Origin of the sequence: Vibrio sp. S9_S30 (assembly GCF_014694455.1) — a bacterium.
Taxonomy (GTDB): domain Bacteria; phylum Pseudomonadota; class Gammaproteobacteria; order Enterobacterales; family Vibrionaceae; genus Vibrio.
On record NZ_JAAUWT010000005.1, the window covers coordinates 295,196 to 320,064 of the forward strand.

23 protein-coding genes are annotated in these 24,869 nt (G+C 45.6%); 14 read left to right on the forward strand and 9 right to left on the reverse strand.

Annotation, left to right across the window (positions count from 1 at the left end):
• Positions 1–230: 230 nt before the first annotated feature.
• From pspC to pspA, 3 genes are read right to left on the reverse strand one after another with little or no spacing between them, the layout of a single operon-like run.
• The gene (gene pspC / locus HC752_RS08465) at positions 231–623 is read right to left on the reverse strand and encodes an envelope stress response membrane protein PspC (RefSeq protein ID WP_190334693.1); all 393 of its coding nucleotides are present in this window, start codon (positions 621–623) and stop codon (positions 231–233) included.
• On the reverse strand, positions 620–850 hold the full coding sequence (pspB, locus tag HC752_RS08470) for an envelope stress response membrane protein PspB (protein WP_190334694.1): 231 nt from the start codon (positions 848–850) through the stop codon (positions 620–622). Before pspB ends, pspC begins: the two co-directional genes overlap by 4 nt.
• A 20-nt stretch (positions 851–870) precedes the next feature.
• Positions 871–1,542: a phage shock protein PspA gene (pspA, locus tag HC752_RS08475; protein WP_190334695.1), complete on the reverse strand. Its 672-nt coding sequence runs from the start codon at positions 1,540–1,542 to the stop codon at positions 871–873.
• Positions 1,543–1,722: 180 nt separating this feature from the next.
• Between pspA and pspF the strand changes: the two genes are divergently transcribed.
• The 7 genes from pspF (at position 1,723) to HC752_RS08510 (ending at position 8,957) form a co-directional block, all read left to right on the forward strand.
• Entirely contained in the window at positions 1,723–2,739 is a 1,017-nt protein-coding gene (gene pspF, locus HC752_RS08480; RefSeq protein WP_190334696.1) for a phage shock protein operon transcriptional activator, read from the forward strand.
• 176 nt (positions 2,740–2,915) lie between these two features.
• Positions 2,916–4,538 carry an ABC transporter substrate-binding protein gene (locus HC752_RS08485; protein WP_190334731.1) on the forward strand — a complete coding sequence of 541 codons (1,623 nt, stop codon included), beginning with the start codon at positions 2,916–2,918 and terminating at the stop codon, positions 4,536–4,538.
• Positions 4,538–5,500, forward strand: a complete 963-nt coding sequence (locus HC752_RS08490; RefSeq protein ID WP_190334697.1) for an ABC transporter permease — start codon at positions 4,538–4,540, stop codon at positions 5,498–5,500. Before HC752_RS08485 ends, HC752_RS08490 begins: the two co-directional genes overlap by 1 nt.
• The gene (gene sapC / locus HC752_RS08495; protein ID WP_190334698.1) at positions 5,487–6,374 is read left to right on the forward strand and encodes a putrescine export ABC transporter permease SapC; all 888 of its coding nucleotides are present in this window, start codon (positions 5,487–5,489) and stop codon (positions 6,372–6,374) included. The genes HC752_RS08490 and sapC overlap by 14 nt, the downstream gene beginning before the upstream one ends.
• The gene (locus HC752_RS08500) at positions 6,374–7,369 is read left to right on the forward strand and encodes a peptide ABC transporter ATP-binding protein (RefSeq protein ID WP_190334699.1); all 996 of its coding nucleotides are present in this window, start codon (positions 6,374–6,376) and stop codon (positions 7,367–7,369) included. Before sapC ends, HC752_RS08500 begins: the two co-directional genes overlap by 1 nt.
• The gene (locus tag HC752_RS08505) at positions 7,366–8,151 is read left to right on the forward strand and encodes a peptide ABC transporter ATP-binding protein (protein ID WP_190334700.1); all 786 of its coding nucleotides are present in this window, start codon (positions 7,366–7,368) and stop codon (positions 8,149–8,151) included. The genes HC752_RS08500 and HC752_RS08505 overlap by 4 nt, the downstream gene beginning before the upstream one ends.
• Positions 8,152–8,159: 8 nt before the next feature.
• Positions 8,160–8,957: a DUF2927 domain-containing protein gene (locus HC752_RS08510; protein ID WP_190334701.1), complete on the forward strand. Its 798-nt coding sequence runs from the start codon at positions 8,160–8,162 to the stop codon at positions 8,955–8,957.
• A gap of 83 nt (positions 8,958–9,040) precedes the next feature.
• Here HC752_RS08510 and HC752_RS08515 read toward each other — a convergent pair whose 3' ends face one another.
• Positions 9,041–9,430 (reverse strand): DUF2750 domain-containing protein, encoded by a 390-nt coding sequence (locus HC752_RS08515; protein ID WP_190334702.1) that lies wholly within the window; start codon positions 9,428–9,430, stop codon positions 9,041–9,043.
• A gap of 76 nt (positions 9,431–9,506) precedes the next feature.
• Entirely contained in the window at positions 9,507–10,364 is an 858-nt protein-coding gene (locus HC752_RS08520) for a MurR/RpiR family transcriptional regulator (RefSeq protein WP_190334703.1), read from the reverse strand.
• A 292-nt stretch (positions 10,365–10,656) separates the two neighbouring features.
• On the opposite strand from HC752_RS08520, the gene HC752_RS08525 reads away from it, so the two are divergent.
• The 7 genes from HC752_RS08525 to HC752_RS08555 all read left to right on the forward strand — a co-directional run bounded on the left by HC752_RS08525 (position 10,657) and on the right by HC752_RS08555 (position 18,460).
• A complete protein-coding gene (locus HC752_RS08525; protein ID WP_190334704.1) occupies positions 10,657–11,229 on the forward strand; it encodes a TRAP transporter small permease subunit in 573 nt (190 codons plus the stop codon).
• Positions 11,226–12,548: a TRAP transporter large permease gene (locus HC752_RS08530; RefSeq protein WP_190334705.1), complete on the forward strand. Its 1,323-nt coding sequence runs from the start codon at positions 11,226–11,228 to the stop codon at positions 12,546–12,548. Before HC752_RS08525 ends, HC752_RS08530 begins: the two co-directional genes overlap by 4 nt.
• Before the next feature lie 64 nt (positions 12,549–12,612).
• The gene (gene dctP / locus HC752_RS08535; protein ID WP_190334706.1) at positions 12,613–13,665 is read left to right on the forward strand and encodes a TRAP transporter substrate-binding protein DctP; all 1,053 of its coding nucleotides are present in this window, start codon (positions 12,613–12,615) and stop codon (positions 13,663–13,665) included.
• Between the two features lie 48 nt (positions 13,666–13,713).
• Positions 13,714–15,081, forward strand: a complete 1,368-nt coding sequence (locus HC752_RS08540) for a glutamine synthetase family protein (RefSeq protein ID WP_190334707.1) — start codon at positions 13,714–13,716, stop codon at positions 15,079–15,081.
• Positions 15,082–15,168: 87 nt separating this feature from the next.
• On the forward strand, positions 15,169–16,560 hold the full coding sequence (locus HC752_RS08545; protein ID WP_190334708.1) for an aldehyde dehydrogenase family protein: 1,392 nt from the start codon (positions 15,169–15,171) through the stop codon (positions 16,558–16,560).
• Entirely contained in the window at positions 16,560–17,735 is a 1,176-nt protein-coding gene (locus HC752_RS08550) for an iron-containing alcohol dehydrogenase (RefSeq protein WP_190334732.1), read from the forward strand. Before HC752_RS08545 ends, HC752_RS08550 begins: the two co-directional genes overlap by 1 nt.
• Positions 17,736–17,746: 11 nt before the next feature.
• Positions 17,747–18,460, forward strand: coding sequence for a glutamine amidotransferase-related protein (locus HC752_RS08555; RefSeq protein ID WP_190334709.1), 714 nt, complete (start codon positions 17,747–17,749; stop codon positions 18,458–18,460).
• 189 nt (positions 18,461–18,649) lie between these two features.
• Here HC752_RS08555 and nagE read toward each other — a convergent pair whose 3' ends face one another.
• The 4 genes from nagE to HC752_RS08575 all read right to left on the reverse strand — a co-directional run bounded on the left by nagE (position 18,650) and on the right by HC752_RS08575 (position 24,519).
• Positions 18,650–20,101 (reverse strand): N-acetylglucosamine-specific PTS transporter subunit IIBC, encoded by a 1,452-nt coding sequence (gene nagE, locus HC752_RS08560; protein ID WP_190334710.1) that lies wholly within the window; start codon positions 20,099–20,101, stop codon positions 18,650–18,652.
• Between the two features lie 390 nt (positions 20,102–20,491).
• Positions 20,492–22,129 (reverse strand): methyl-accepting chemotaxis protein, encoded by a 1,638-nt coding sequence (locus HC752_RS08565; protein WP_190334711.1) that lies wholly within the window; start codon positions 22,127–22,129, stop codon positions 20,492–20,494.
• A gap of 12 nt (positions 22,130–22,141) precedes the next feature.
• Positions 22,142–22,387, reverse strand: coding sequence for a hypothetical protein (locus HC752_RS08570; protein ID WP_190334712.1), 246 nt, complete (start codon positions 22,385–22,387; stop codon positions 22,142–22,144).
• 74 nt (positions 22,388–22,461) lie between these two features.
• The gene (locus HC752_RS08575) at positions 22,462–24,519 is read right to left on the reverse strand and encodes an NHL repeat-containing protein (RefSeq protein ID WP_190334713.1); all 2,058 of its coding nucleotides are present in this window, start codon (positions 24,517–24,519) and stop codon (positions 22,462–22,464) included.
• Positions 24,520–24,869 lie beyond the last annotated feature (350 nt).

The following is a 24,869-nucleotide window of genomic DNA, read 5'->3' on the forward strand; positions in this document are numbered from 1 at the left end:
ACCATGAGGCAGGCTAACTTATGGCTTAGTATTTAACCGCTGACTTAGTATTTAACCGCTGGCTTAGATCTCAACCTTCATTCGATGAGGTAAACGATACCGCACTGGTACGACAATAAGTGTCAGTACTGTCACAAAACCTAAAGCCAACATGATGGTCTCTTTGCCACTGTATCACTGTTGTTTTTTTCATCAGCTTCTGTGTCGACTGCTTGGAAAGTAAGTCAGAATTAGAGATTCTTAAACTCTCGATTCACTTTGAAAGCATCTGACGTTACGTACGCTTCCATACCTTGTATCGAAACTTCGAGATCAGACAGTTCACGTTCGAGGTTATGAATCACTTGGCTAGGCGTGCCTCCAGATTGCCAAGGCTTGCTTTTCAATTTGTGTTCAAATTGAGGCGCACTACTTTGTTTAATACTTTTTGGTTTCTTCTCTAGCATTAATGCTAACGCGATGTATGCGACAATCACAAAAAAGCCAAAACCTAGTAACGCTGCTGACACGACCAAAATCCTAACTAACCAGATCTCAGCACCAAAGTACTGGGCTATGCCGGCACAAATGCCGGCAATTTTTCCATTCTCTGCGTCTTTATATAAGCTCTTCTTTTGGCTCATTGATTATGCCTCCAGTTTGGCGATTCAGCATCGAGAATACGTTCTAGCGTTTGAACTCGTTGCTGCATCGACTCTGCGTGGCGAGTCAGGGATTGCAGCTTTTCAAAGTCTTCATCTGACAATCCCTGCGCCGTTTTTCGTTTACTGCGGTAATGCAGCACTAGCCATATTGGTGCCACAAAGATTAAGAATACAATCAATGGGGCGGTGATAAACGCTGCTGACATACAGAGACTCCATTAGTTAATTACTTGTCTTTTTTATTTTGGCTCATTTGTTCTTTCATTTTTGCGAGCTCTTTTTCAATCTCGTCTTGTGCTTGCAATTCAGCAAACTCTTGATCCAGTGAACGTCCTGTCGATGTGAAGCTGTCGGCTTCCGCTTCCAGTTCATCAATTTTACGCTCGTACTGTTCAAATTTGGACATCGCTTCTGCCGTACGGCTGGCGTGAAGGTGCTTTTGCACATCGCGGCGGTTACCCGCAGCTTGGCGACGGATCACGAGTGCTTGTTGTTTGGCACGCGTTTCGTTGATCTTGGCTTCAAGCTTACCAATTTCACCCGTTAACTTAGTAATGGTTTCATCGACGAGTGTTTGCTCTGTGTGCAATCCACGCGCCATTTCTTCCAGTTTTTGCTTTTCAATGAGCGCGGAACGAGCCAAGTCTTCACGCTGTTTAGTGAGTGCAAGTGTTGCCTTGTCTTGCCATTCTTTTATTTGACGCTCCACTGTATCAACGCGACGAGACAATTCTTTTTTGTCTGCGATGGCACGAGCAGAGTTTGTACGGACTTCCACCAACGTGTCTTCCATTTCCTGAATGATAAGACGAATCATTTTTTCAGGATCTTCAGCTTTGTCGAGAAGTGAGCTGATGTTTGAATTCACGATGTCCGCAAAGCGAGAAAAAATACCCATAATTGATCTCCTGTTTATGATTGTTCAACTTGGTATGGTTTCTATAATACACAATGCGTGCCAACTTTTATTCTACTTAAAATACAATAAGATAGATAAAAACATCATTTCCCCTTTACTATGCTATGATTGATAACACCAACAGTTGGTAAATTTCGCCACTTAATTAGGGAACACTGCATGAAACAGCAAAATCTTATTGGAGAATCCCCTTCTTTTCTCTCTGTTCTCGATAAAGTATCAAAGATAGCGCCTATCGAACGCCCTGTTTTGGTCATTGGGGAAAGAGGAACAGGTAAAGAACTGATTGCTCAACGTCTACACTATCTTTCAAAGCGATGGGATCAACCACTTATTTCGATGAATTGCTCTACATTAAGTGAGGGATTAATTGATTCAGAGCTGTTTGGCCATGAGGCGGGATCATTTACTGGCTCAAAAGGCAAGCACCAAGGTCGATTCGAACGCGCAGAGAATGGCTCGCTTTTTATGGATGAGCTTGCTACTGCCCCTCTTTCTGTGCAGGAAAAACTCCTTAGGGTGATCGAATACGGTGAATATGAAAGAGTGGGAGGAAACCGAACGCTGTCTGCCGATGTCAGATTAATTTGTGCAACCAACGCCAATTTGCCTGAAATGGCCGAGAATGGTGAGTTTAGAGCCGACCTGCTTGATCGCCTAGCGTTTGATGTTATTCACATCCCGCCACTACGCCATAGAAAAGAAGACATTCTTCTCCTTGCAGAACAGTACGCCATTAAAATGTGCCGTGAACTTTCACTGCCTATTTTTATCGGTTTCACAGATCATGCAATACAGTCACTGCTTGATTATCAATGGCCAGGAAATGTACGAGAATTAAAAAATGTTATTGAGCGTGCTATCTATCAGCAAGGCGCAGGGGAAGCCCCTATTGATGAACTGATCTTCAATCCCTTCAGCACCGATTGGCTACCCGAACACCATCAAAATGACAGTGGCAATTCTACTAGCGACACAATGACCGACATTTCCGATATACAGTTTCCAATCGATTACAAAAGATGGCAAGAAGACCAAGATCTCGCTTTGTTACACAAGGTGCTCGACGAATCCAAACATAATCAAAGACAAGCTGCGAAAATGCTCAGCTTGAGCTACCATCAATTAAGGGGCATGTTGAGAAAATACAATCTCGTTGGTCAACAATCTGAGTAAAGTATCCGATCGGTTTTTTCTTTTGTGGAAAAGGGTGTGCGATGATTCTCATTTGCCCAAACGAAATCAGACTAATCATTTGGTCTGTCAGGTAAAAAATGTTAAATTGACCAGATCGAGAGGTACTAATGAGCACAGACATTATTACCTCGTTAAGTGCCAGAATTCTCGTCTCTATGAAAGCGTTCATACAATTGTCCCTAACCGTCGCCAGCGCATGGCTTCTCAGTGCATGCAGCGATGATATTGATCACAGCATCGTAAAAAAACAAGGCTTTGTTTATTGTGGTCAAAACTCACCTATTTCATTTAACCCCCAGCAGGTAGACAGCGGATTAACGTCTGAGGCACTTAGCCAGCAATTGTTTAATACGCTCCTAACGCTCGAACCCGAAACACACGAACCTGTATCCAACTTGGCAGAACGTTGGGATATTAATGAAGATGGAACCGAATACCTATTTTACCTAAGAAAGAATGTAGAGTTTCAAACCACGCCTTGGTTTACTCCGTCCAAGCCCTTTTCTGCTCAAGATGTTGTCTTCAGTTTTGAACGCATTCTTAAAAGTTCGCACCCTTTCCATTATTTAGGACAAGGTCGCTACCCTTGGTTTGAAGGCATTGATTTTAACGGGTTAGTAAAATCAGTCGAGGCGGTCAGTGATCACCAAGTAAAGTTTACGCTCACTCGTGCAGATAATACTTTTCTCCCCAACATTGCAACGCCCTACGCGGTCATTCACTCCAGTGAATACGCGAATCAATTGATAGAAAAAGACAACAAACATCAGATCGATTTACACCCTATAGGTACGGGCCCCTTCTATTTGGATGAATACCAAACGGGTGATTTTATTAGAGTGAAAAAGCACGCAAAATATTGGCAAGGTGAGCCTGTCATGGAGCAAGTGGTTTTTGACATATCCACTCGAGGAACAGGCACGTTAGCAAAATTGCTCCGTAATGAATGCGACGTTTTATCTTCGCCTGTCTCCAGCCAATTACCGATTATTATTGAAAATGACGAATTGGTTCTGCATGCAAAGCCTGCGATGAACGTAGCGTTTATTGCACTGAACACGTCGCATCCTGCATTAAAAGATCGTCGTGTACGCAAAGCGCTCAACCTCGCCATCAATCGACAAGTCATCTTAGATTCCGTTTATTACGGCACTGGCTCTATTGCTTATACTCTTTTGCCACCCAGCTCATGGGCCTATCAAAAAGACAGCATTCAGATTCGCTATGATCGAAATTATGCTAAGGCGTTAATGGAAGAAGCTGGCTTATCAAAAGGGCTGACTTTGTCGATGTGGGTACCACTGGAACCACGTCCATACAACCCTAGCCCACGAAAAACAGCAGAACAAATACAAGCAAGCTTTGCTGATATAGGCGTAACCTTGAACCTTCTTACTGATGACCGATTTAGTCGCGCTGAACTGAACAAAAATTTACCCAACGTCGATATGCTGCTAACGGGCTGGACTGCGAGTACAGGTGACCCCGACAATTTCCTGCGTCCACTGTTGTCGTGTAACGCCGAAAAAGCAGGGTTGAATGTTTCTATGTGGTGCAACCCAGACTTCGACTTCTTGCTGGATTTATCCCGAGAAACTAATCAGCCTAGGTATCGATTAAACTTATATCGCCAAGCGCAAAATCTATTGAATCAGGAAATGCCCGTCATTCCATTAGCCCATGGTATTCAATACCAAGCCAATCACGTTTCATTGACCGGATTTCAAATAAGCCCGTTTAACGTTCGCTCGTTCCATACCGTCGAAAGGAGCAAATAATGTTTCTGTACACTATTCGACGGTTAAACCTGTTTATCATCACTTTGCTGATCCTTACATTTGTTGGGTTCAGTATTCTTAGGCTTGATCCAAATTCCCCCCCTGCACTTAACGACTTGATTCCAGGTTGGTTTCAATACATTGGCGAAATCAGCCAATTCGATTTTGGTTTAAACGCACAAGGTGAACCTATTTGGGATGATCTTATGATGGTTTTCCCAGCCACTCTGGAATTGTGCTTTTTTGCCTTCTTCATTGCACTGATAATTGGGCTGCCTATTGGCACCATCGCTGGCACTCGACAGGGCAAATGGATTGATACTGTCATCTCGTTTACTTCTATGTCTGGCTTTGCCGCGCCGTTATTTTGGGTGGCACTGATGCTGATTCTCGTGTTCTCACTAAATTGGCAGCTTTTCCCAGTTGAAGGGCGCTATGATCTGCTCTACGAAATCGACCGCGTTACTGGGTTTGCCATTATTGATGCCCTACTCTCTGAAAACCCACTGCGAGCAAACGCGCTTCATAGCGTACTGAAGCATCTAATACTGCCTTGTGCTGTTCTTGCTCTTGCCCCTACCACTCAAATCATTAGTTTAATGAGGGCTTCGGTCGCGGAAGTGATGCAGCAAAACTACATACGCGCCGCCAAAATAAACGGCTTGTCCAAATACGAGATAGTCATCGAACACGTCATTCGAAACGCACTTCCACCTATTATCCCCAAATTTGGTGTACAGCTATCTAGCATGCTGACGTTTGCCATTATTACCGAGTCCATATTCAACTGGCCGGGTATTGGTCGTTGGTTGCTTGATGCACTGTCAAATCAAGATTATGTTGCGATTTCTGCTGGCGTTATGGTTGTTGCAACCTTTGTTTTGATTGCCAATATTCTGTCGGATTTGATCGGGGCATTTGCAAACCCTCTGGTAAGAAAGGAATGGTATGCTGACAAATAATGTTTATCAGGAAGAACGCGTTCCTACACAGTTTGAACATTTCTGGAATAACTACCGAAGTAACACGTTAGCGATGTTTGGGCTTTGGTGCTTTGTTATTCTATTGCTTATTACCCTATTCTCTCCATGGCTAACCCCTCATGATCCACAAGCTCAAACGGCAAACCTAAGGCTCCCTCCGTCATGGAATGATGAGGGTACCGTCGAGTTTTTCTTAGGAACTGACGATTTAGGAAGAGATATTCTCTCTCGGCTTATTGAAGGATCTCAGCTCACACTTGGGGCGGGCATTCTGATAACCGTTATTGCTGGTGTTATTGGTTGCGCTATTGGTATTTTAGCGGGCATGACCAAAGGATTAATATCCAGTACCTTAAATCACCTACTCGACACCGTTATGTCTATTCCTTCACTTCTTCTGGCGATCATTTTCGTCGCCTTTTTAGGGTTTGGTGAATTTAATATTCTGCTGGCGATATGCTTAGCGTTAACACCTCGATTTATCCGCTCCGTCTATGTGGCGGTTCACAATGAAGTAGAAAAGGATTACGTCATTGCCGCACGTTTGGATGGAGCGAGAAATATCCATTTACTTTGGAATTCCATTTTTCCGAATGTTTTACCTGTCATCGCAGCAGAAATCACCATGGCGTTATCAGTCGCCATACTCGACATTACCGCATTAGGGTTTTTAGGGCTTGGGGCACAAGCACCCAGCACCGAATGGGGCGCTCTTCTTGGCGATTCGGTGGAGTTAATTTACTCTGCACCCTGGACAGTAACCCTACCTGGTTTAGTCATCATGTTTACTATTGTTGTCATTAACCTGGTTGGTGAAGGCACTCGACGTGCATTAAATGCGGGGACAGAATAATGCCACTGCTCGACATCAGACACCTAACAATAGAGATTGAAACGCCCCAAGGTAAAGTGAAAGCGGTGGATCGCATGAGCTTAACCATGAATGAAGGCGAAATTCGTGGGCTAGTAGGAGAATCGGGCTCGGGTAAAAGTTTGGTTGCAAAAGCGGTACTTGGCATAGCCAAAGACAACATGACGGTTACCGCAGACAGACTTCGTTTAGGCAATATTGATTTACTGCAACTGACACCACGCGAAAGAAGACGTGTTATTGCTCGTGACATCGCCATGATTTTTCAGGAACCTTCTACATGCTTAGATCCCTCCGAGCGCGTTGGACGACAGTTAGCGGAATCCATTCCTCGCGATTCGTTTGAAGGTCGATGGTGGCAATCGTGGAAATGGCGCAAAAGGCAAGCCATGGCCTTGCTTCATAAAGTTGGGATAAAAAACCATAAGCGTATCATGCGCAGTTATCCCTACGAACTGACCGATGGGGAATGCCAGAAAATCATGATTGCCATGGCCATCGCGACCAAACCAAAGGTATTGATAGCCGATGAGCCAACGAACGATTTGGATCCGATTACGCAGTCTCAAATTCTCAGGTTGCTAAGCCGAATGAATCAAGTGAATAACACCACCATTCTGCTTATCGGGCATGACCTTACTACGATCACTCAATGGGCTGACCGGATTACCGTAATGTATTGTGGTCAGTCGGTGGAATCTGCCGCAACCAAACAAATCTTAAGCGCACCTAAGCATCCCTATACCGTTGCCCTTTTGCAGGCTATGCCAGATTTCAATGATTGGATCCCGCACAAATCGAAACTGCAATCGTTACCAGGTTCCATTCCACCACTTCAACATTTGCCTATTGGCTGCCGTCTTGGGCCTCGCTGTCCTCACGCGCAACGTCAATGCGTTGAAATTCCTCGAACTCAGAAAGTCAAAAACCATAAGTTTAGCTGTCATTTCCCTCTGAACATGGAGAAACGTACATGAGCGCATTGTTAGAAGTTCGTGATCTAAGAAAAACCTTTACCAGTCGCTCTGGGTTGTTCTCTAAAAAAGAACAAGAAGCCGTCAAACCCGTTAGCTTCACTTTGGAGGCAGGACAAACACTTGGCTTTATAGGGCAAAATGGCTCAGGGAAATCGACACTCGCCAAAATGCTGGCGGGCGTTGTTGAACCCACTTCTGGCGAAATTCATGTTATGGGAGAGAAATTGGAGCACCGTGATTACTCCACTCGCTGCAAACTCATTCGCATGATTTTTCAAGATCCCAATACCTCTCTCAATCCAAGATTACAGGTAGGAGCAATTCTTGAGGAGCCACTGAAACGAAACACCGATATGACATCAGAAGCTCGAAAAATGAGAGTAAAAGACACATTGATACGGGTAGGATTGTTGCCTGAGCATGCGTATTTTTACCCTCAGATGTTAGCAACGGGTCAAAAGCAACGTATTAACCTTGCCCGCGCACTTATTCTTCAACCGTCTATAATTGTTGCTGATGAGGCACTCAATGGTCTAGATATGGCGATGCGGTCTCAGATCATTAACTTACTATTGGAATTGCAAGACGAAATGGGGGTGTCCTTTGTGTATGTATCGCAACATATTGGCATCATCAAACACATTACCGACAAAATCATGGTGATGCATGAAGGCAATGTCGTCGAATCTGGGATGACTCATGAAGTGATTGCCAACCCATCTCACCAAATTACGCAACGTTTGATAGAAAGCCATTTCAACAAAGCTCCTGCACATTATTAGGGTTCATTATGTCGAAAAGCATTAAATTAGCGCCTTATCTACTCAGCTACTTGGTGCTTTTCTTTTACTCTACCGATTCTTATTCACAAGTCCCCCTTCGATGGTTAGATACCGCTTACCTAGAAGAAGCATTTTACGAAATCGCGTTAAAAAACGAATACGACACGGAGAAACAGAGTATTAGGAAATGGCGAAAACCCATCAAGATTTTTCTTGAACATAAAGTACCGGATGAAGATGTTCATACCGAACTGGTTCAAATGCACATTAAGCACCTGTCTTATCTCACCAATCTCCCTATCAGCCTGACAACCAAAGTAGAAGAAGCCAATATAGTCTGGGTTTTTACACGCTTAAGTGCTTGGGAGGACGACATCGCCAGAGTGCTTGGGAAGTCTTCGTTGCAACACGCGAGTAACGCTATCTGCATCGCCAATTTTAAAACCGATGAAGACGGAGAACTGATTGGAGGCGGGATAATCATTCCCGTCGATCAAGCGCGTGAAAAAGGAAAGCTGTTAGGCTGCATTGTGGAAGAAATCACCCAGTTATTGGGATTACCGAACGATTCCGACAAAGTGTATCCCTCCATTTTTAACGATAAATCGCCCGAAGATTTGCTTTCCCCGCTCGATGGGTTACTGCTAAAAATTCTCTATCACCCGAATCTAAAAGCCGGTATGAACCGAGATGAGGCAGAACCCATAGTGAAACAGATTATTGCGGATTTCAAAAACGACGGTACGCTTGAAAATGCCATTCGTGAAGTAAGGAAAGGAGAGTTGTATCCGTTAATGGGGTATTAATTTTATGAGTCTGATTACCCCACCACCCCATAAAAAAGAAAGGGCGGTGCGGATAGTGCAAATAGTGCAAATAGTAAAAGACGTTATTTTTTATTTGCTTGCTTCTTCAACTCAAAATCAAACTCATCAGGGAATAATATCACCCCTTCTTCGTTTTCATTTGGAAAAACAACCACAGAAAGCTCATCATCCGCCAAACCACGAGTCCACCTGCTGTGCCACTTGTTCAAAGAGACGGACTCTGGCTGACACGCTTCCCAATCACCATTGGCCCACGCTTGAGCAAATTCTTTGTTTGGCCAAACTGGAACGCAGTCTTCCTCTTCAGCGTTGAGCATCACGCAGCCATGCTCATCGGTCAGAATCCAGATTTCTCGGTTTTCTACCACCTCTTTCACACAATATGTCAGACGCTTTTCAGTATCGTAACGATTAATAGTATCAATCTGTTCTTGGTTCAGTTGCTTAGACATCAGGAGTGCTCATTCAGGACAGGAATGCGGGAATTCTTTAGTATTCTGCCCATCGAGTCAAACAAAATTCATGGGGTCAAACAAACTTTTTAAATAACTTCGCTTTGTCCAACAAAACTTCCAAGTCTTTCATTCGGCTACTGGTTTCAGACCACGTTGCCGACTGTATTGCCTCAACGATGGCCTCCACTAAAAACGTAATCGCAACGGTCGAATCCCATGCTGATGGCGCTTCAATACGCGCATGAAACACATGCTGCGCCAGCTTTACAACGGGCGAGCCCCATTGATCGGTAAACAGAATCAGTTCAACGTCTCTGCTGCGAGCGATTTCCGCTAGCGTCAAAATGTCGTTCTCGTAACGTCGAATATCAAACACAACCAAGGTATCGCCCGGCTTCATATTAATCACATAATGCGACCAACTGTTTGCGTTGGGCTCAATCATAGTGACGTTGGCACGAATGACCTGCATATGCGTAAACATATACTCAGCAATGGAGTGACTAATACGCCCTCCAACAATGTATAACGGGCAATCCGATTTACTCAGCCGTTCTACTGCCCCGCTAAATGTCGCCTCATCCACTTGAGCAACTGTCTGCCTAATATTATTCATCACCGTATCTGCAAACCTATCCAGAAGGTGTGACTTTTCATCTATGTTAGGAATGGCAGCATGCTTTTCAATGGGCCCTTTCAGCGTATCCCCTATTTCCTCATGAATACTACGTTGCATGTCTGGAAACCCCGTAAAATCGAGCTTTTTAGCCAGACGCACCACGGTAGGCGTTGATACTTTTGCCGTTTCCGACAGCGAAACAACCGTTCCGAGGCTCGAAGCGGGGTAGTTATCTAACATCACATTGGCAAGTTGCCTTTCTGCACGCGTCAGCTTGGCAAATCGCTCTTTTATCCTTTCTGCAACCGTCAAATCTCACTCCATATCGTAGAGGCTCTGCCCATATTTTCAGCCCACCTGATTGATAGTATTGTAACAAACATAACACGAGATCAAAAACTGAAAAAATATTTTCTGTAAATATATTGACAGACTTCTTTTTTCTGTAAATATGGATACAAACAGATCAAAGTTTAAACACATTTAACAAATAAGTCATCTGTTGAAGATTGAAATGGAATTCATATCTTCTGGAAATTTTCTTTAATAGTCATATCGTTAGTTGATATTTCCGATAAAACCATATGGAACAATGGAGTTATTAATGGATCAGGATCCAGTCAAGTCGTTACCTACCCCCATTCAGTCATTTGTCCGCATAGTGGAAGCAATAAACCGACGCATTGGTCGATTCGCCATGTATCTTGTTTTTGTGATGATTGGCATTTTGCTTTACTCATCGATTTCAAAAACCTTTTTCTTTCCTTCCCTCTGGACACTGGAAATGGCGCAGTTTGTCATGGTTGCTTTTTACATGCTTGGTGGTCCCTACTCCATGCAACTCAATGGTCACGTTAGGATGGACTTGCTCTACGGTAACTGGAGCCCGAGAAAGAAAGCCATCATTGACAGCATTACCATCATCATGTTGCTTATCTATCTCTCAATACTATTGTACGGCGGAATATCGAGCACCAGCTACGCGCTTGAATATGATGAGCGAAGCTATTCAGCTTGGCGCCCCTATATGTCTCCCATCAAGATCATCATGTGTCTCAGTATTGTACTAATGCTGCTACAAGCCATCGCGGTCTGGTTCAGGGACATCGCCACCATTATGTATGGTGACAATGGTGACAATGGTGACAACGCTGACAATGTGGAGGCGCAATCATGAGTTATGAAATGATCGCCCTACTGATGTTCTCCGCCATGATGCTAATGCTGCTGACGGGTCAACGTGTTTTTGCCGTTATTGGATCCATTGCGGTTATCGCGGCTCTTCTGCTTTGGGGAGATGGCGGTTCTGAAATTGCCTTTAGCTCCGCGATAAAGCTGATGAAATGGTATCCATTGCTCACCCTTCCACTCTTCATCTATATGGGGTACATGCTTTCAGAATCCGGTATCGCGGAAGATCTATACCGAATGTTCCATGTTTGGATGGGGTCTTTAAACGGCGGCTTGGCCATCGGGACGATCGGCTTAATGGTCGTGATTTCCGCCATGAATGGGTTGAGCGTAGCAGGCATGGCCATTGGCGCAAGCATCGCCCTCCCAGAATTGCTAAGGCGTGGTTACGACAAAATTATGGTAACGGGTGTGATTCAAGCGGGGAGCTCTCTGGGCATTCTTGTTCCCCCAAGCGTAGTGTTGGTGCTTTATGGCATGATCGCTCGTCAGCCTGTCGGGCAACTTTGGCTTGCTGGCGTGTTTCCTGGGCTCCTTATGGCGACGCTGTTCATTGTTTATATTGTCATTCGCTGCAAAATTCAGCCCAACCTCGGTCCGGCTTTACCTGAAGAAGAGCGCAACGTCAGTTTTAAAGAAAAGCTGCTCTTGTTGCGTGCGGGTATTACTCCGCTTCTGATTTTTATTTCCATGACTGGGCTGTTTTTGATGGGCGTAACAAGCTTAGTTGAAAGCTCGGCTGTTGGTGCAACCGCAGCAACCATTGCGGCGATTGCGAAAAAGCGTTTAAACCGATCAGTCATGGAAGAAACGCTTCGCAAAACACTGGCCATCAGCTGCATGTTTATGTGGATTATTTTGGCCGCGCTGTGCTTTGGAGCGGTATTCGATGGCATCGGTGCCGTAAAAGCCATTGAAGGTTTCTTTATTGACCGACTCAACCTCACCCCTTGGCAAGTGTTGATTTTAATGCAGCTCTCTTATCTCCTAATGGGGACATTCTTAGATGACACGGCTATGTTGGTCATCGTCGCCCCATTGTATGTCCCATTAGTTGGCGCATTAGGGTTCGATTTACTTTGGTACGGGGTGCTTTACACCATTACATGCCAAATTGCATACATGACCCCACCCTTTGGCTACAACTTATTCTTAATGCGAGCCATGGCACCACCTGAAGTTTCCTTGAAGGATATCTACCTCTCAATCATTCCTTTTGTCCTGATTATGATTTTTGGATTGATTTTGGTGATGGCCTTCCCACAACTGGCTTTGTGGCTACCTGAGTACCACTACAGCCGATGAAACATAACCTTAAGTGACACCCCTACACTTGGACAAGGACACCCATTCCATGGAGGAATAAAACATGTCTAGTAGAAGAGATTTCCTTAAAAAAGCAGGTGCAGTATCTGCTGCGGGTGCGACGGCAATTGTCGGCGCTCCTGCCATCGCAAACAGCAAAAAAACCATTAAATGGCGTTTGCAAACTTACGCAGGACCGGCATTGGGCGAACACGTCATCAAACCTGCGGTCGATGCGTTTAACAAAGCCGCCAATGGCGAAATGGTCATCGAGCTGTTTTATGCCGATCAGTTAGTGCCAACCGGTGAACTTTTCCGCGCCATGCAAAGAGGAACCATCGACGCAGTACAAAGTGACGACGACTCTATCGCGGCACCTGTGGATGTGTCCGTGTTTGGGGGTTACTTCCCTTTTGCCACCCGTTACAGCTTGGATGTCCCCGTGTTGTTTGAGCAATACGGGTTAAAAGAGATATGGCAGGAAGCGTATGGAGAAGTCAAAGGCGTGACATGGCTATCCGCTGGCGCATGGGATCCTTGTCATTTCGCCACGGTGAAGCCCATTAAAAGCCTCGCCGACTTAAAAGGCAAACGCATATTTACCTTCCCTACCGCTGGGCGATTTTTATCTCGCTTTGGAGTCATTCCCGTCACCCTCCCATGGGAAGACGTGGAAGTTGCGATTCAAACAGGCGAGCTTGATGGCATTGCTTGGTCAGGGATAACGGAAGATTACACCGTCGGCTGGGCGGACGTCACCAATTACTTCTTAACCAATAATATTTCCGGTGCGTGGTGTGGATCCTTCTTTGCCAATAGCGAACGTTGGGATGCCCTGCCCGAACACCTTAAAACGCTATGGCGATTGTGCATGGACAGCTCCCACTACTACCGCCAACACTGGTATTGGGGAGGAGAAGCTAAACTTCGTGTAGAAGGCGACAAACTTGAGCTCACCACCATACCCGATGAAGAGTGGAAAACGGTTGAGCAGGAAGCACTGAAATTCTGGGATGAAATCGCTAAGACCAGCCCAAGAACCAAGCGAGTGGTGGAAATATTTAAGAAATACGCCTCCGATATGGAGAAAGCAGGCAAGCCATATCGCTACAGCTAACAGGGTATAGCACCGGCTGATTTAGCCGGTGCTAAGAGGAAAAAGAAAATGGATGCAAGATCAGTTAAAACCATCGCAGACGCAAAAAAAATAGTTGAAGAACGTGGCCTCACCCACGTCAAAGTTGGGCTGTTCGATAACGATGGGATTATGCGTGGAAAGTACATGTCCAAAAACAAATTCTTTTCATCACTTGAAAAAGGGTTTGCCTTTTGCGATGTCGTGCTCGGTTGGGATTCGAAAGATCAGCTGTATGACAACACCACATATACGGGGTGGCACACAGGATACCCTGACGCACCAGTCAAGATTCTGCCCGAAACGTGCCGAGATGTGTTAGATGAAGATGACATGCTTCTCTTTATTGCAGAATTCGACCAGCAAGCGGAAAAAGTCTGTCCTAGAGGCACGCTGGCGCGCATCCTTAAAAAGTTCGATGACTTAGGTTTAAATGCCTTTGCGGCATTTGAATATGAGTTTTTTGTTTTTAATGAAACGCCCCATTCCGTGCGAGAAAAGAACTACAGCAACTTGGAACCGATAACGCCAGATTGGTTCGGGTATTCCATGATTCGAAATTCCACCTATTTAGAACTCTATCAACAGTTAATCGACCTGAGTAAAAAGATGGATTTTCCAATTGAAGGAATCCATTCTGAAACCGGTCCTGGCGTGCTTGAAGCGGCACTGGAAGTGGACAAAGCCATGGAATCCGCCGACAAAGCCGCTTTATTTAAAACGTATACCAAAGTCCTCGCCCAGCGAAACGACCTGATGGCGACCTTTATGGCGAAATGGAGCAACGATTGCCCAGGTCAAAGTGGGCATATCCACATTTCGCTGCAAAACAAAGACGGCAGTTCCGCTTTTTACGATCCAAAAGGCGAGCACAACATGAGTTCGCTACAACGTCACTTTGTGGCAGGGTTACAACGCTTAATGCCCGACTTTTTGTGCATGGTCGCTCCCACGGTGAACAGCTACAGAAGGCTGATTCCGGGGTTTTGGGCCCCCACTCACTCCACGTGGGCAGTCGACAACCGCACCACCTCTTTACGCGTTATTCCCGGATCACCGAGTAGTCAAAGGGTGGAATACCGAATTGGAGCCGCCGATGGTAACCCTTACCTTGCGCTAGCGGCTGCCCTAGCCTCTGGACTGTGCGGAATACTCAATAAATGGGAGCCAGGTGAAGCCATCGTTGGTAATGCTTATGAGCAAGATATCCCAGAAGATCTGAAACTCCCCGCAACCCTTTGGGATGCCGCTCAACGCTTGAAAGCCTCCCCCCATGCTAGAGAAATGTTTGGCGATGAGTTTGTCGAACACTTCGCAGCAAGTCGAGAATGGGAAGAAAGAGAATTCAGGAAAGCCGTGACCGATTGGGAAATGAAGCGCTACTTCGAAATTATTTAGCGACCTCCTCTCCACATCGAGCATCGCGACATCGCGGACATAGCGACATCGCGAACATAGCGAACAAAACATAAGGTATAGGAAAGCATGGAACAGAAAACCCTATCGCCGATCAATGGCAGCGTTTGCGTCACACGCGCATTAGCCAACGCAGAAGAGATTGCGCTAACCATTGATAAAGCCAATAACGCCCAAAAGGAATGGCAGGCAACACCTCTAAATATTAGGAAAGCGATTTGCAAACACGCCATCGAAAATTTTGTGGCGAACAAAGCGAACCTAGCAAAAGAAATTACCATGATGATGGGCAGGCCCATTTCGTACACGCCAGGCGAAATCATGGGCGTTGAAGAGCGGGCGCTATCCATGATTGAGCAATCGGATAAAGCCCTTGAAACGCTCTCACTGCCAGAAAAAAAAGGGTTCACTCGATACATTAAGCGCGTACCCGTGGGAAACGTATTGGTCATCGCACCTTGGAATTATCCCTATTTGACCGCGATCAACGCCGTGATTCCTGCTTTGCTCGCAGGAAATACCGTGATCTTGAAACATTCCGCGCAAACCCCTCTCTGCGCAGAACGCTTAGTCGAGGCATTTGAAGGGACGGGTATCCCCGTTGGCACCTTTCAGTATTTACACACCGATCACGCTTCAACGGAAAAGCTCATTCAAAACCCTAATATTCATTATGTTGCCTTCACAGGGTCTGTGGCAGGGGGCGAAATGGTTGAACGCAATGCTGCTGGGCGCTTTATTGGCGTCGGGTTAGAACTGGGGGGAAAAGATCCTGCCTATGTCAGGGCGGATGCCGACTTGAATCACGCAGCCGAAACCCTCGTAGACGGTGCATTCTTTAACTCGGGGCAATCTTGTTGCGGGATAGAACGAATTTATGTCCATGAATCGGTTCATGATGCGTTCGTTGAAAAGGCGGTCACACTGGCTAAAACCTATCGACTCGGCGATCCCAATCAATTGGACACCACACTGGGTCCAATGGTGCGTACTGCGGCAGCCGATTTTGTGCGTGAACAAATTCGCGATGCGATATCGAAAGGCGCAACACCACACATTGATGAAGCCCTGTTCCCCATGAGTCAGAAAGGGACGCCTTACCTTGCCCCTCAAATATTAACGGATGTCGACCACACCATGACCGTCATGACAGAAGAGTCCTTTGGCCCTGTTGTGGGTATCCAATCGGTATCCAACGACGACGAAGCGATCCATTTTATGAACGACAGTGAGTTTGGACTGACTGCTTCCATCTTTTCTACCGATGAAGACACGGCCACCCAACTAGGTGAAAACGTTCAGACTGGCACCTTTTTTGTCAATCGCTGTGACTATCTTGATCCAGAACTGGCATGGACGGGAGTTAAAAATTCTGGTCGAGGATGCACCTTGTCTCCTATTGGTTTTGACATGCTAACGAGACCTAAATCTTTTCATATCAAATCGTTGGGAGAAAAATGATGACACATGCAAACTGGAATTACCCCACAGCGATCAGTGTTGGCGAAGGCTGTTTGGCATCATTGGCAGAGCACTGTAAACGCCTTAACATGTCCTCCCCTTTGTTGGTCACCGACCCATTTCTGGCGGATTTAGACATGGTCTCGAAAGCCATATCGGACTGCCAATCGAGCGGGGTTGCTGTCGGTGCATTTGCCGACATTCAAGGCAATCCAACCGATGCCAATGTCAACCTCGGCATTGACGCATTCAATGCAGGCAAGCACGACGGCATCATTGCGTTTGGCGGCGGTTCGAGCCTTGATGCCGCTAAAACCATTGCCCTTTGTGCCAATCAAAGCCTTCCGTTGTGGAGCTTTGAAGATGTCGGGGACAACTGGACACAGGCCGACGAAAGCAAAATTGTGCCTGTAATAGCGATTCCCACCACCGCCGGAACAGGCTCGGAAGTGGGCAGAGCCTCTGTGATTACCCATTCACAAACTCATGTTAAAAAAATCATCTTTCATCCCAAAATGATGCCTGTCCAAGTGTTGCTGGATCCCAACGTGACGGTAGGACTTCCAAGTCATATTACCGCCGCAACAGGCATGGATGCATTATCACATAGCTTGGAGGCGTACTGTGCCCCCGGATATCATCCCATGGCCGATGGCATCGCGCTTGAATCCATAAAACTGGTGAAACACTATCTGTACAGAGCTTACCTTGATGGTTCGGACATAGAGGCAAGAACTCAGCTTTTAGTCGCGTCTAGTATGGGAGCAACGGCGTTTCAAAAGGGATTAGGCGCCATGCACGCTTTGGCGCATACCCTCGGTGGGCTATACGATAAACATCATGGATTGCTGAACGCGATTCTTATGCCCTATGTATTAGAAGCCAACCGCAAAGAGATTGAAGAGAAAATGCTGGTACTTGCAAGATCGCTTTCCCTTCAGTCACCCAGTTTCGAAGCTGTAATAGAGTGGGTTTTGGGAATGCGTAATACCCTAAACATCCCACACACATTAGCGGAAATAGGGCTAAACGGAAACGATGCAAAGCGTATTGGCGAGATCGCCGTTCTTGATGCGGCGGCTGGCACAAATCCGATTCAATTCAGCGCCGAAGAGTATTCGAATCTGTTTAGTTATGCTCTAACGGGCAAACCTATGAATCCATCAACCTCGTAGCGGTGAAGACTATGAAAATCGGTATACTGATCTGCGATGACGTCAACCCTAAATTAGAACCAAACCATGGTAGCTATAAAGATATGTTTTCTCGGCTTCTGCTTGCCGTCGATGAAACACTTGAACTCCGGTTTTATTGGGTTAATCATTCAGAGTTTCCTAACGATATTTCCGAGTGCGATGCCTATATTACGTCCGGCAGTAAATCTGGTGTGATGGATAACGACCCGTGGATCCAAGAGTTAGAAAATTTGGTTCGTCAGATCCACCAGCACCATATTCCTTTTATTGGCATTTGCTTTGGTCATCAGCTATTGGCCAAAGCGTTAGGTGGACAGGTGGATCGAGCGGATGTTGGTTGGGGAATCGGTACTGCGATTGCCAAAATCGTCACCCCTTACCCTTGGATGCACCCTTACCAAGATACGGTCAATCTATTAGTTAGCCATCAAGATCAAGTCATATCGATGCCGGATGATGGCCAAGTCATCGCAGGCAATGACTTCTGCCCTGTATCCATTATGGTGGTAGGAAAAAGCTCTCTTGGAATTCAGGCGCACCCAGAGTTTTGTGCGCCCTACTCAAAAGCCTTAATAGAAGTGAGAGAAGACGTTATTCCAAAGCCTGTTCAAGACAAAGGTTTGGCGTCTTTAAAGCTACCAACAGACGGTTTACTGGTTACGCAGTGGATGCTGAACTTCATTAAACAAGCCAGACCGATATGATTCACTCAACAACCAGCAATGCCAAAAAACGGTGTAAGCCAACCGCAGTACGAAGCGCGAGCCGTAGTACGAGGGTAAAAATAAAAAACCGAGCGTATTAACACGCTCGGTTTTTAAAAGGTAGTGTTCGGCAAACGGTGACTAATCGTAATTCAAGCTACTAGGGGGAACTCTAGCCGAACAAAATTCTTATGCGTTTAGGTTTTTCATTGCCGCGGCAACTTTATCAACCTTACCAACACCAACGATAACTTGGATAGAGGTCTTACCCAGTTTCACCACACCAGCCGCACCGAGTGCTTTCAATGCGTCGTCGTTGATATTCTCTGTACTCTTCACTTCAAGGCGTAGGCGTGTAATACAGTTATCAATGGTCACTAAGTTTTCTTTACCACCAAGCTCTGTAATGTACTTACTTGCCAGTTGTTCGATGTTCTCGACACCTTCTTCTGCCATTTCTTCGCCGCGACCAAGCGTTTTAAGGTTGAACTTAGCGATAGTAACTTTGAATAGCACATAGTAAAGCAAACCAAAAACCAAACCTTGAAGGAGCAGCATATACCACTGCGTCGCCAATGGGTTTTGGCTGCTAAGAACGAAGTCAACAAGACCCGCCGAGAAACCGAATCCAGCCATCCACTCCATAGAAGCTGCAATGAACAAACTGACACCCGTTAAGACAGCGTGAATCAAAAACAACACAGGTGCAAGGAACATAAATGAGAATTCAAGCGGTTCGGTAATCCCAGTGAAAAAAGAAGCGGCACCGGCTGCCAACATCACAGAGAATACTTTGCCTTTATTTTTCTTATCCGCACTGTGGTAAATCGCCAACGCTGCCGCAGGCAGACCAAACATCATGATTGGGAAGAAGCCCGCTTGATACATGCCTGTTACGCCAGGCGTCGCCGTGCCATTTGCAATAGACTGAGCACCACCGAGGAAGTTTGGAATATCGTTGATGCCAACAACATCAAACCAGAATACTGGATACAACGCGTGGTGCATACCAACAGACAAAAGTAGGCGGTTTAGGAAGCCAAACAAGCCAGCACCAAGAGGACCGAGATCTTGCAATGCCGTGCCAAGAGAAAGTAACCCAGAAAAAATAACAGGCCATACCGTCATTAGAATAAACGACAGAATCATACCAGCGATGGAGGTTAGGATAGGAACCAAACGCTTACCACTAAAGAACGCAAGGAACTTAGGCAATTCTACGTGCGAGCATCGGTTGTATATTTCAGCCGAAATAATACCAACGATAATACCCACAAACTGATTATCTACATTATCAAATGCCATATTGACATCATCAGCAGAAATACCTTGAAGCTGCGCTAAGGTCGCAGGAGAGAGCAGTGTCGTCACCACCAACCACATCACAAAACCCGACAAGGCTGCCGAGCCATCTTTATCTTTAGACAAACCGAACGCAACACCAACAGCAAACAATACTGCCATGTTCTCGATGATGGCGGCACCCGATTTAATTAAAAAAGCAGCCAGTACACTTTCACTGCCCCAACCTACAGGATCAAGCCAATACCCCACACCCATTAAAATTGCAGCTGCAGGCAAAGTAGCGACGGGCACCATAAGTGCCTTACCGACTTTCTGCATATAACCTAATACGCTCATTTAAATCCTCACGAAGTATTTCAAAATCTTCGACGGATTTTACAAACGAAATTTCACGGCGCAAAAAAACTCATCACGATTGTACTTGGTGTCACTATTATCAATAAAAACAACGCTAACACTAATGCTTTTATTGATATTTTTATCTGTTTAATTTAAAATAAATAGGTTTAACAACCAGAAACAAACAATTCAACAGAATTATAAAACATCTCCTGACATTAACATTTCACAGTACGTCATTACATTAACGAGTACATAATCACGTTCACCACGACACCACCGCCGAAAGCAGGCTAAGGTACAAAAACGCCAACGTGATTTAAAATAAGCGCTAATAAACCAATAGAAAGCCACCTGTTATCCCGAGTTCAGATGACATACGTTAACTTAAGCCAATTTAAAGCGATTTATCATCCTCATCATATCTTCTGAAACTTGGCTTAATTCTTCACTTGCTGCCGCCATCTGTGTCGACTCACTGGCTAATAAGTTTGAACCGTCGTTTAAGCTCGATACATTACGGTTAATGCTGTTTACCGTAACCGTTTGCTCTTCTGTTGCTGCGGATATTTGCTGATTCATGCCTTGGATAGCATGGACTTCTTGAGCAATTTCGTTAAGTGCTTCCCCTGCAGAAGATGAAATCTCGGAGGTATTGGTTGCCTTTTCCGCCCCTTTACTCATTACGCCAACCGCTTGTTCCGCGCCTTCTTGAAGTTTTTCTATTATGGTTTGAATTTCAATCGTAGACTCTTGTGTTCTCAGAGACAGAGTGCGTACTTCATCGGCCACGACAGCAAACCCCCGCCCCGCTTCACCTGCGCGAGCGGCTTCAATGGCGGCGTTCAGTGCAAGTAAGTTGGTTTGTTCTGCTATGCCTCTAATGACTTCAAGAACGGTATCGACATTTCGGCTATCGGTGGCAAGCTGAGTGATGACTTGACTGGCTTCTCCGATGTCTTCTGCTAACAACTGAGATTCGCGGATGTTGCGTTGGATGATCACTAAACTTTCTTCCGTTTGCTTGGCCGCTTTCACGCTGAAATCCGATGCATCCACGGTCCGACCTGCCACCTCTTCAACGGCGGTTAGCATTTCACTCATCGCCCCCGCCAACTGAGAAGTATCACTTTGTTGTTGATTGAGGTTGGCATCAACCGACGACACCGAAGCGGAAAGCTGATTAGCGGAAGAAGCCAATTGGGCACCCGCCTCACTGACACTTCTCATGATCTCCTGAATGGAACTTACAAACCGATTAAAGTATTGCGCCAGTTCAATAAGCTCCTGACTGCCCTCTTCCTTCAATCGTTGGGTTAAATCACCTTCACCACTCAACAGATCACGCATTGCGGCAACGGTTTTATTGATTGGAGTGGTAATGGTCTTCACGAAATACGCAATCAATGCAGAAAGCGCAATCAAAATTATACCGGCATTGGTCATGGATAGAATTTGTGATTGCAGAATATCTTCTTCAAGCGATGCCATATTAATGCCTGTCCCTATCATCCACCCCCATTCATGGAAATAGTCGGCATAACTGGTTTTGGGTGAAAGCTCTGTCGCATCTGGCGATGTTTGCCACATGTAATCGACAAATCCTCCCCCTTGCTTCCCTGTCGCGTAGAGTTCTTCTACAAACAGTTTGCCGTTCCCATCTTTCAAAGGAAGAATATTGGTACCCAGTAAATGCTTGAGTCCAGACGCTAATTGTATGCCGTCTGTGTCGGCAACAAATATGTAGTTGCCGTTGTCGAACCGCATGGCTGATATCGCCTCTAGTGACATTCGCTGCGCGTCTTCTGTCGACATTGAACCATTCACACTTTGTTCGTGATAATAGCCAAGAACGCCTACCGCTCCCTCAACGATTTGCTGAACGCCACGTTCATAGTTTTCACGCATGTGTTTTTTCGTTGCTGACGCATCCAAGAGCGAATTGGCAATTAACCCGACAGCAAACAGAACCAGAATCATCCATGCACGCATGCTAATGGGTGCGTTTTTTAGAGAAAAATTCATAGTGCCTCCTTATTACTCGTGCGGAGCAGCAACATTGTTACTGGCGTAACAAAACTCATGGCTCTCATACAGCTGACGCAAAGCCTCTCTGCATTTTTGTTCATCTTCCGCATGCTCTTCAAAATGCTGAATGACACTTTGAAACTGCTGCAAAATCTGACGCGAGCTATCTTCCGATTTTTGGCAAACACCATGAACATCCTGTAACTTTTTATGCGACAGTTTTTTATCCTGCGCACGTTTTAAAACACTCTTCATACCTAACCCCTGACGTTGTTTCTGCATGGTTCGCTATGTGTAAACGGTCCAGTCATAGCGGAATACACGTGACGTTAATTATTAAATTTATAAACATTGACTCGGTTTAATGCGCAATCAGGTAAATAGACTTTGCTATTTTTCACATGGAGCAGGTAAGGCAACCATAATTGACCTTTCTCTCTGTCTGCACCAAAACCACTGAAAGATTCAACATACTCTCCTGAACACTTAAAGATTTTTATTGCGCGGTTCACGAGATCGGAGATAAACAGATAGCCATTTTCATGGTCAATACTGGTGGGCAGTAAGAAATGGTCGTTATCCGTTCCATACCCTTCTTTTCCGAAGCTACGCACCCACTCTCCATTTTGGTCGTACACTTCAATTCGATTGTTATTCTGATCGGTAATAAAGCAGATACCATCTGCGTCGACAGTGATATCGGATGGCGTATGGAACGCCCCGTGTTCGTCCCCAAGTTGCCCATAGGTATGAACCAAACCTGCCGCACCGATTTCCGACAGCCTCCAACGACAAATTCGATGGTTTCCAGAATCTGCGATGAGAATGTCATTGTTAGTGGGATCAACCGCAATGCCCTGTGGTTTATTTAACTGCTCAGGACCAGAGCCCAACCCACCAAATACGGTATAAGGAATCAATTCTCCAATCACATTGTTGTATTGCAGCACAGTGACAATTCCGCTGAGGTAATTGCTCACCACAAGCAGTGGCACTGTCGGATCTAATTGTCCCGGTAATGGTTTGCTCGGCGTTAACGCGGCAATGCCAAGCGAACCGGGCAGCATGGGTAAGCTTATCGGTCGAGCTGAATTGCTTTTGCCGTTTTCCGTGGCTTGAAGTTGATAATTACCTGCATCGACCATCCAAAGCAGATCCTCTGGGTCATCAGGCTTGTCGCTTAGGAAGATTCGAATCATGGTTTGCTGCCATCTTTGAACCCATTCTGTTTGAGCAGACAATGCAATACTTAACCAAGATGGAATGCCCGCAGGTTGCATGGCTTTAAGCATCTGATCTTGTACTGAAAGCTGATGTTCTAGCCAATTTTGAATCAGAGGCACTTCCTCTGTATGCCCGTTCTGCGGTTTAGTGACAACCCCTACCACCGAGGTGACAAAATGAAGTTGCCCAGGGTTGTCTCGTTCGTCACCGATGGATTTCAATACTTTGGTTGCCCGCGTTTTTCCGTCTTTTAACGTGGCAAGATTCACTCGGTGCTTTTGCAGAGACGCAAGGAATGGTTCGGTAATCAGCAGGGTTTGCGGTTCGGGTGATTCGGTGATCTGCACCGGTGCGAAAAAGCCATCCAGTTGCCCCATGAATTGACCATTGAGGTTATAAATGGATATAACGTTTGGGCCACCACCAGGAATCAACACGCGATTTTGAATCACGGAAACCCCGCGAGATAAATCAAGCCCGTCGATATAGCATTTACCTCGTTCAGTAAAAACAATGCCTTTGCCTTGCCAATCACAACGCACAACCGTCGCGAACCCCGTATTGGCAATGTAGATATTGCCCTGCTTATCCAAGCTTAATCCTTGGGGCCAGAGTAAATGAACGGCTTCTCCGCCGTCTTCTGGCGTAATGTCATCGATCGTGTACTCAAACTCGCCTTCTTCGCTAAACACCACAAGGCGAGATTGGCTATCTGGCCCTTCATAAAACTCGTCAGCAACGCAGACTTTACCGTCATGCACCACAATGCCGTTGGGGCCCTTTAAGTCGACCTCTGGTTCGTCACCAAATATTTTGATGGATTGAATATCAAGCTCTTGGCTGTATTCCAGAATGTGGACACGAAAATTACCGATATCCGTTACATAGACCCAATTCTTGTCAGGGTGTGATAGCAGCCTAAATGGCATATTAAATTGCTGAGGCCCCTTACCAACGCTTCCAAAGCTGGCAAGAATTTGATCCATTTCTGAATCAAAAACAAGCACACGATTGTGCGCGGTATCGGCTAACCAAATCCGACCGAAACGGTCTACGCAACTGCCAACAGGTGTGTTAAGCGAAAGGTGTCCAGCGGATGAACACGGCAGTTCAGGCAACCGGTCAACTGTCGTGCCGATATAACTGTGATATGCAATTCCCATAATACCTAGCCTATTTGATGTTTTTATTCATGCTCGACCTAAGAAGGATTCTTTGGTGTGCAGTGATTTGTCTTTTTTATGCGTCCTGACACATAAAAAAGTAGCAGGTGATGAGTAAGTCGCCAGTCGATGAAGGAGGAAATATCGAAATAATTATCGATTTAGTACATAGGTCAAAATTTGTACTTGGAATATGGCAATAAAAAAGCCGGAGCACATGCCCTAATGCCGCTCGCTTAACAGCGTGCGGCTCTTTTCTTATGTGGATACCGGGGAGCCTTATACAGAACAACCCGAGGAAAAGGCTTCCTCTTTCTTTTCTTGGGTAAAATGAGTCGCTTACCACTTTC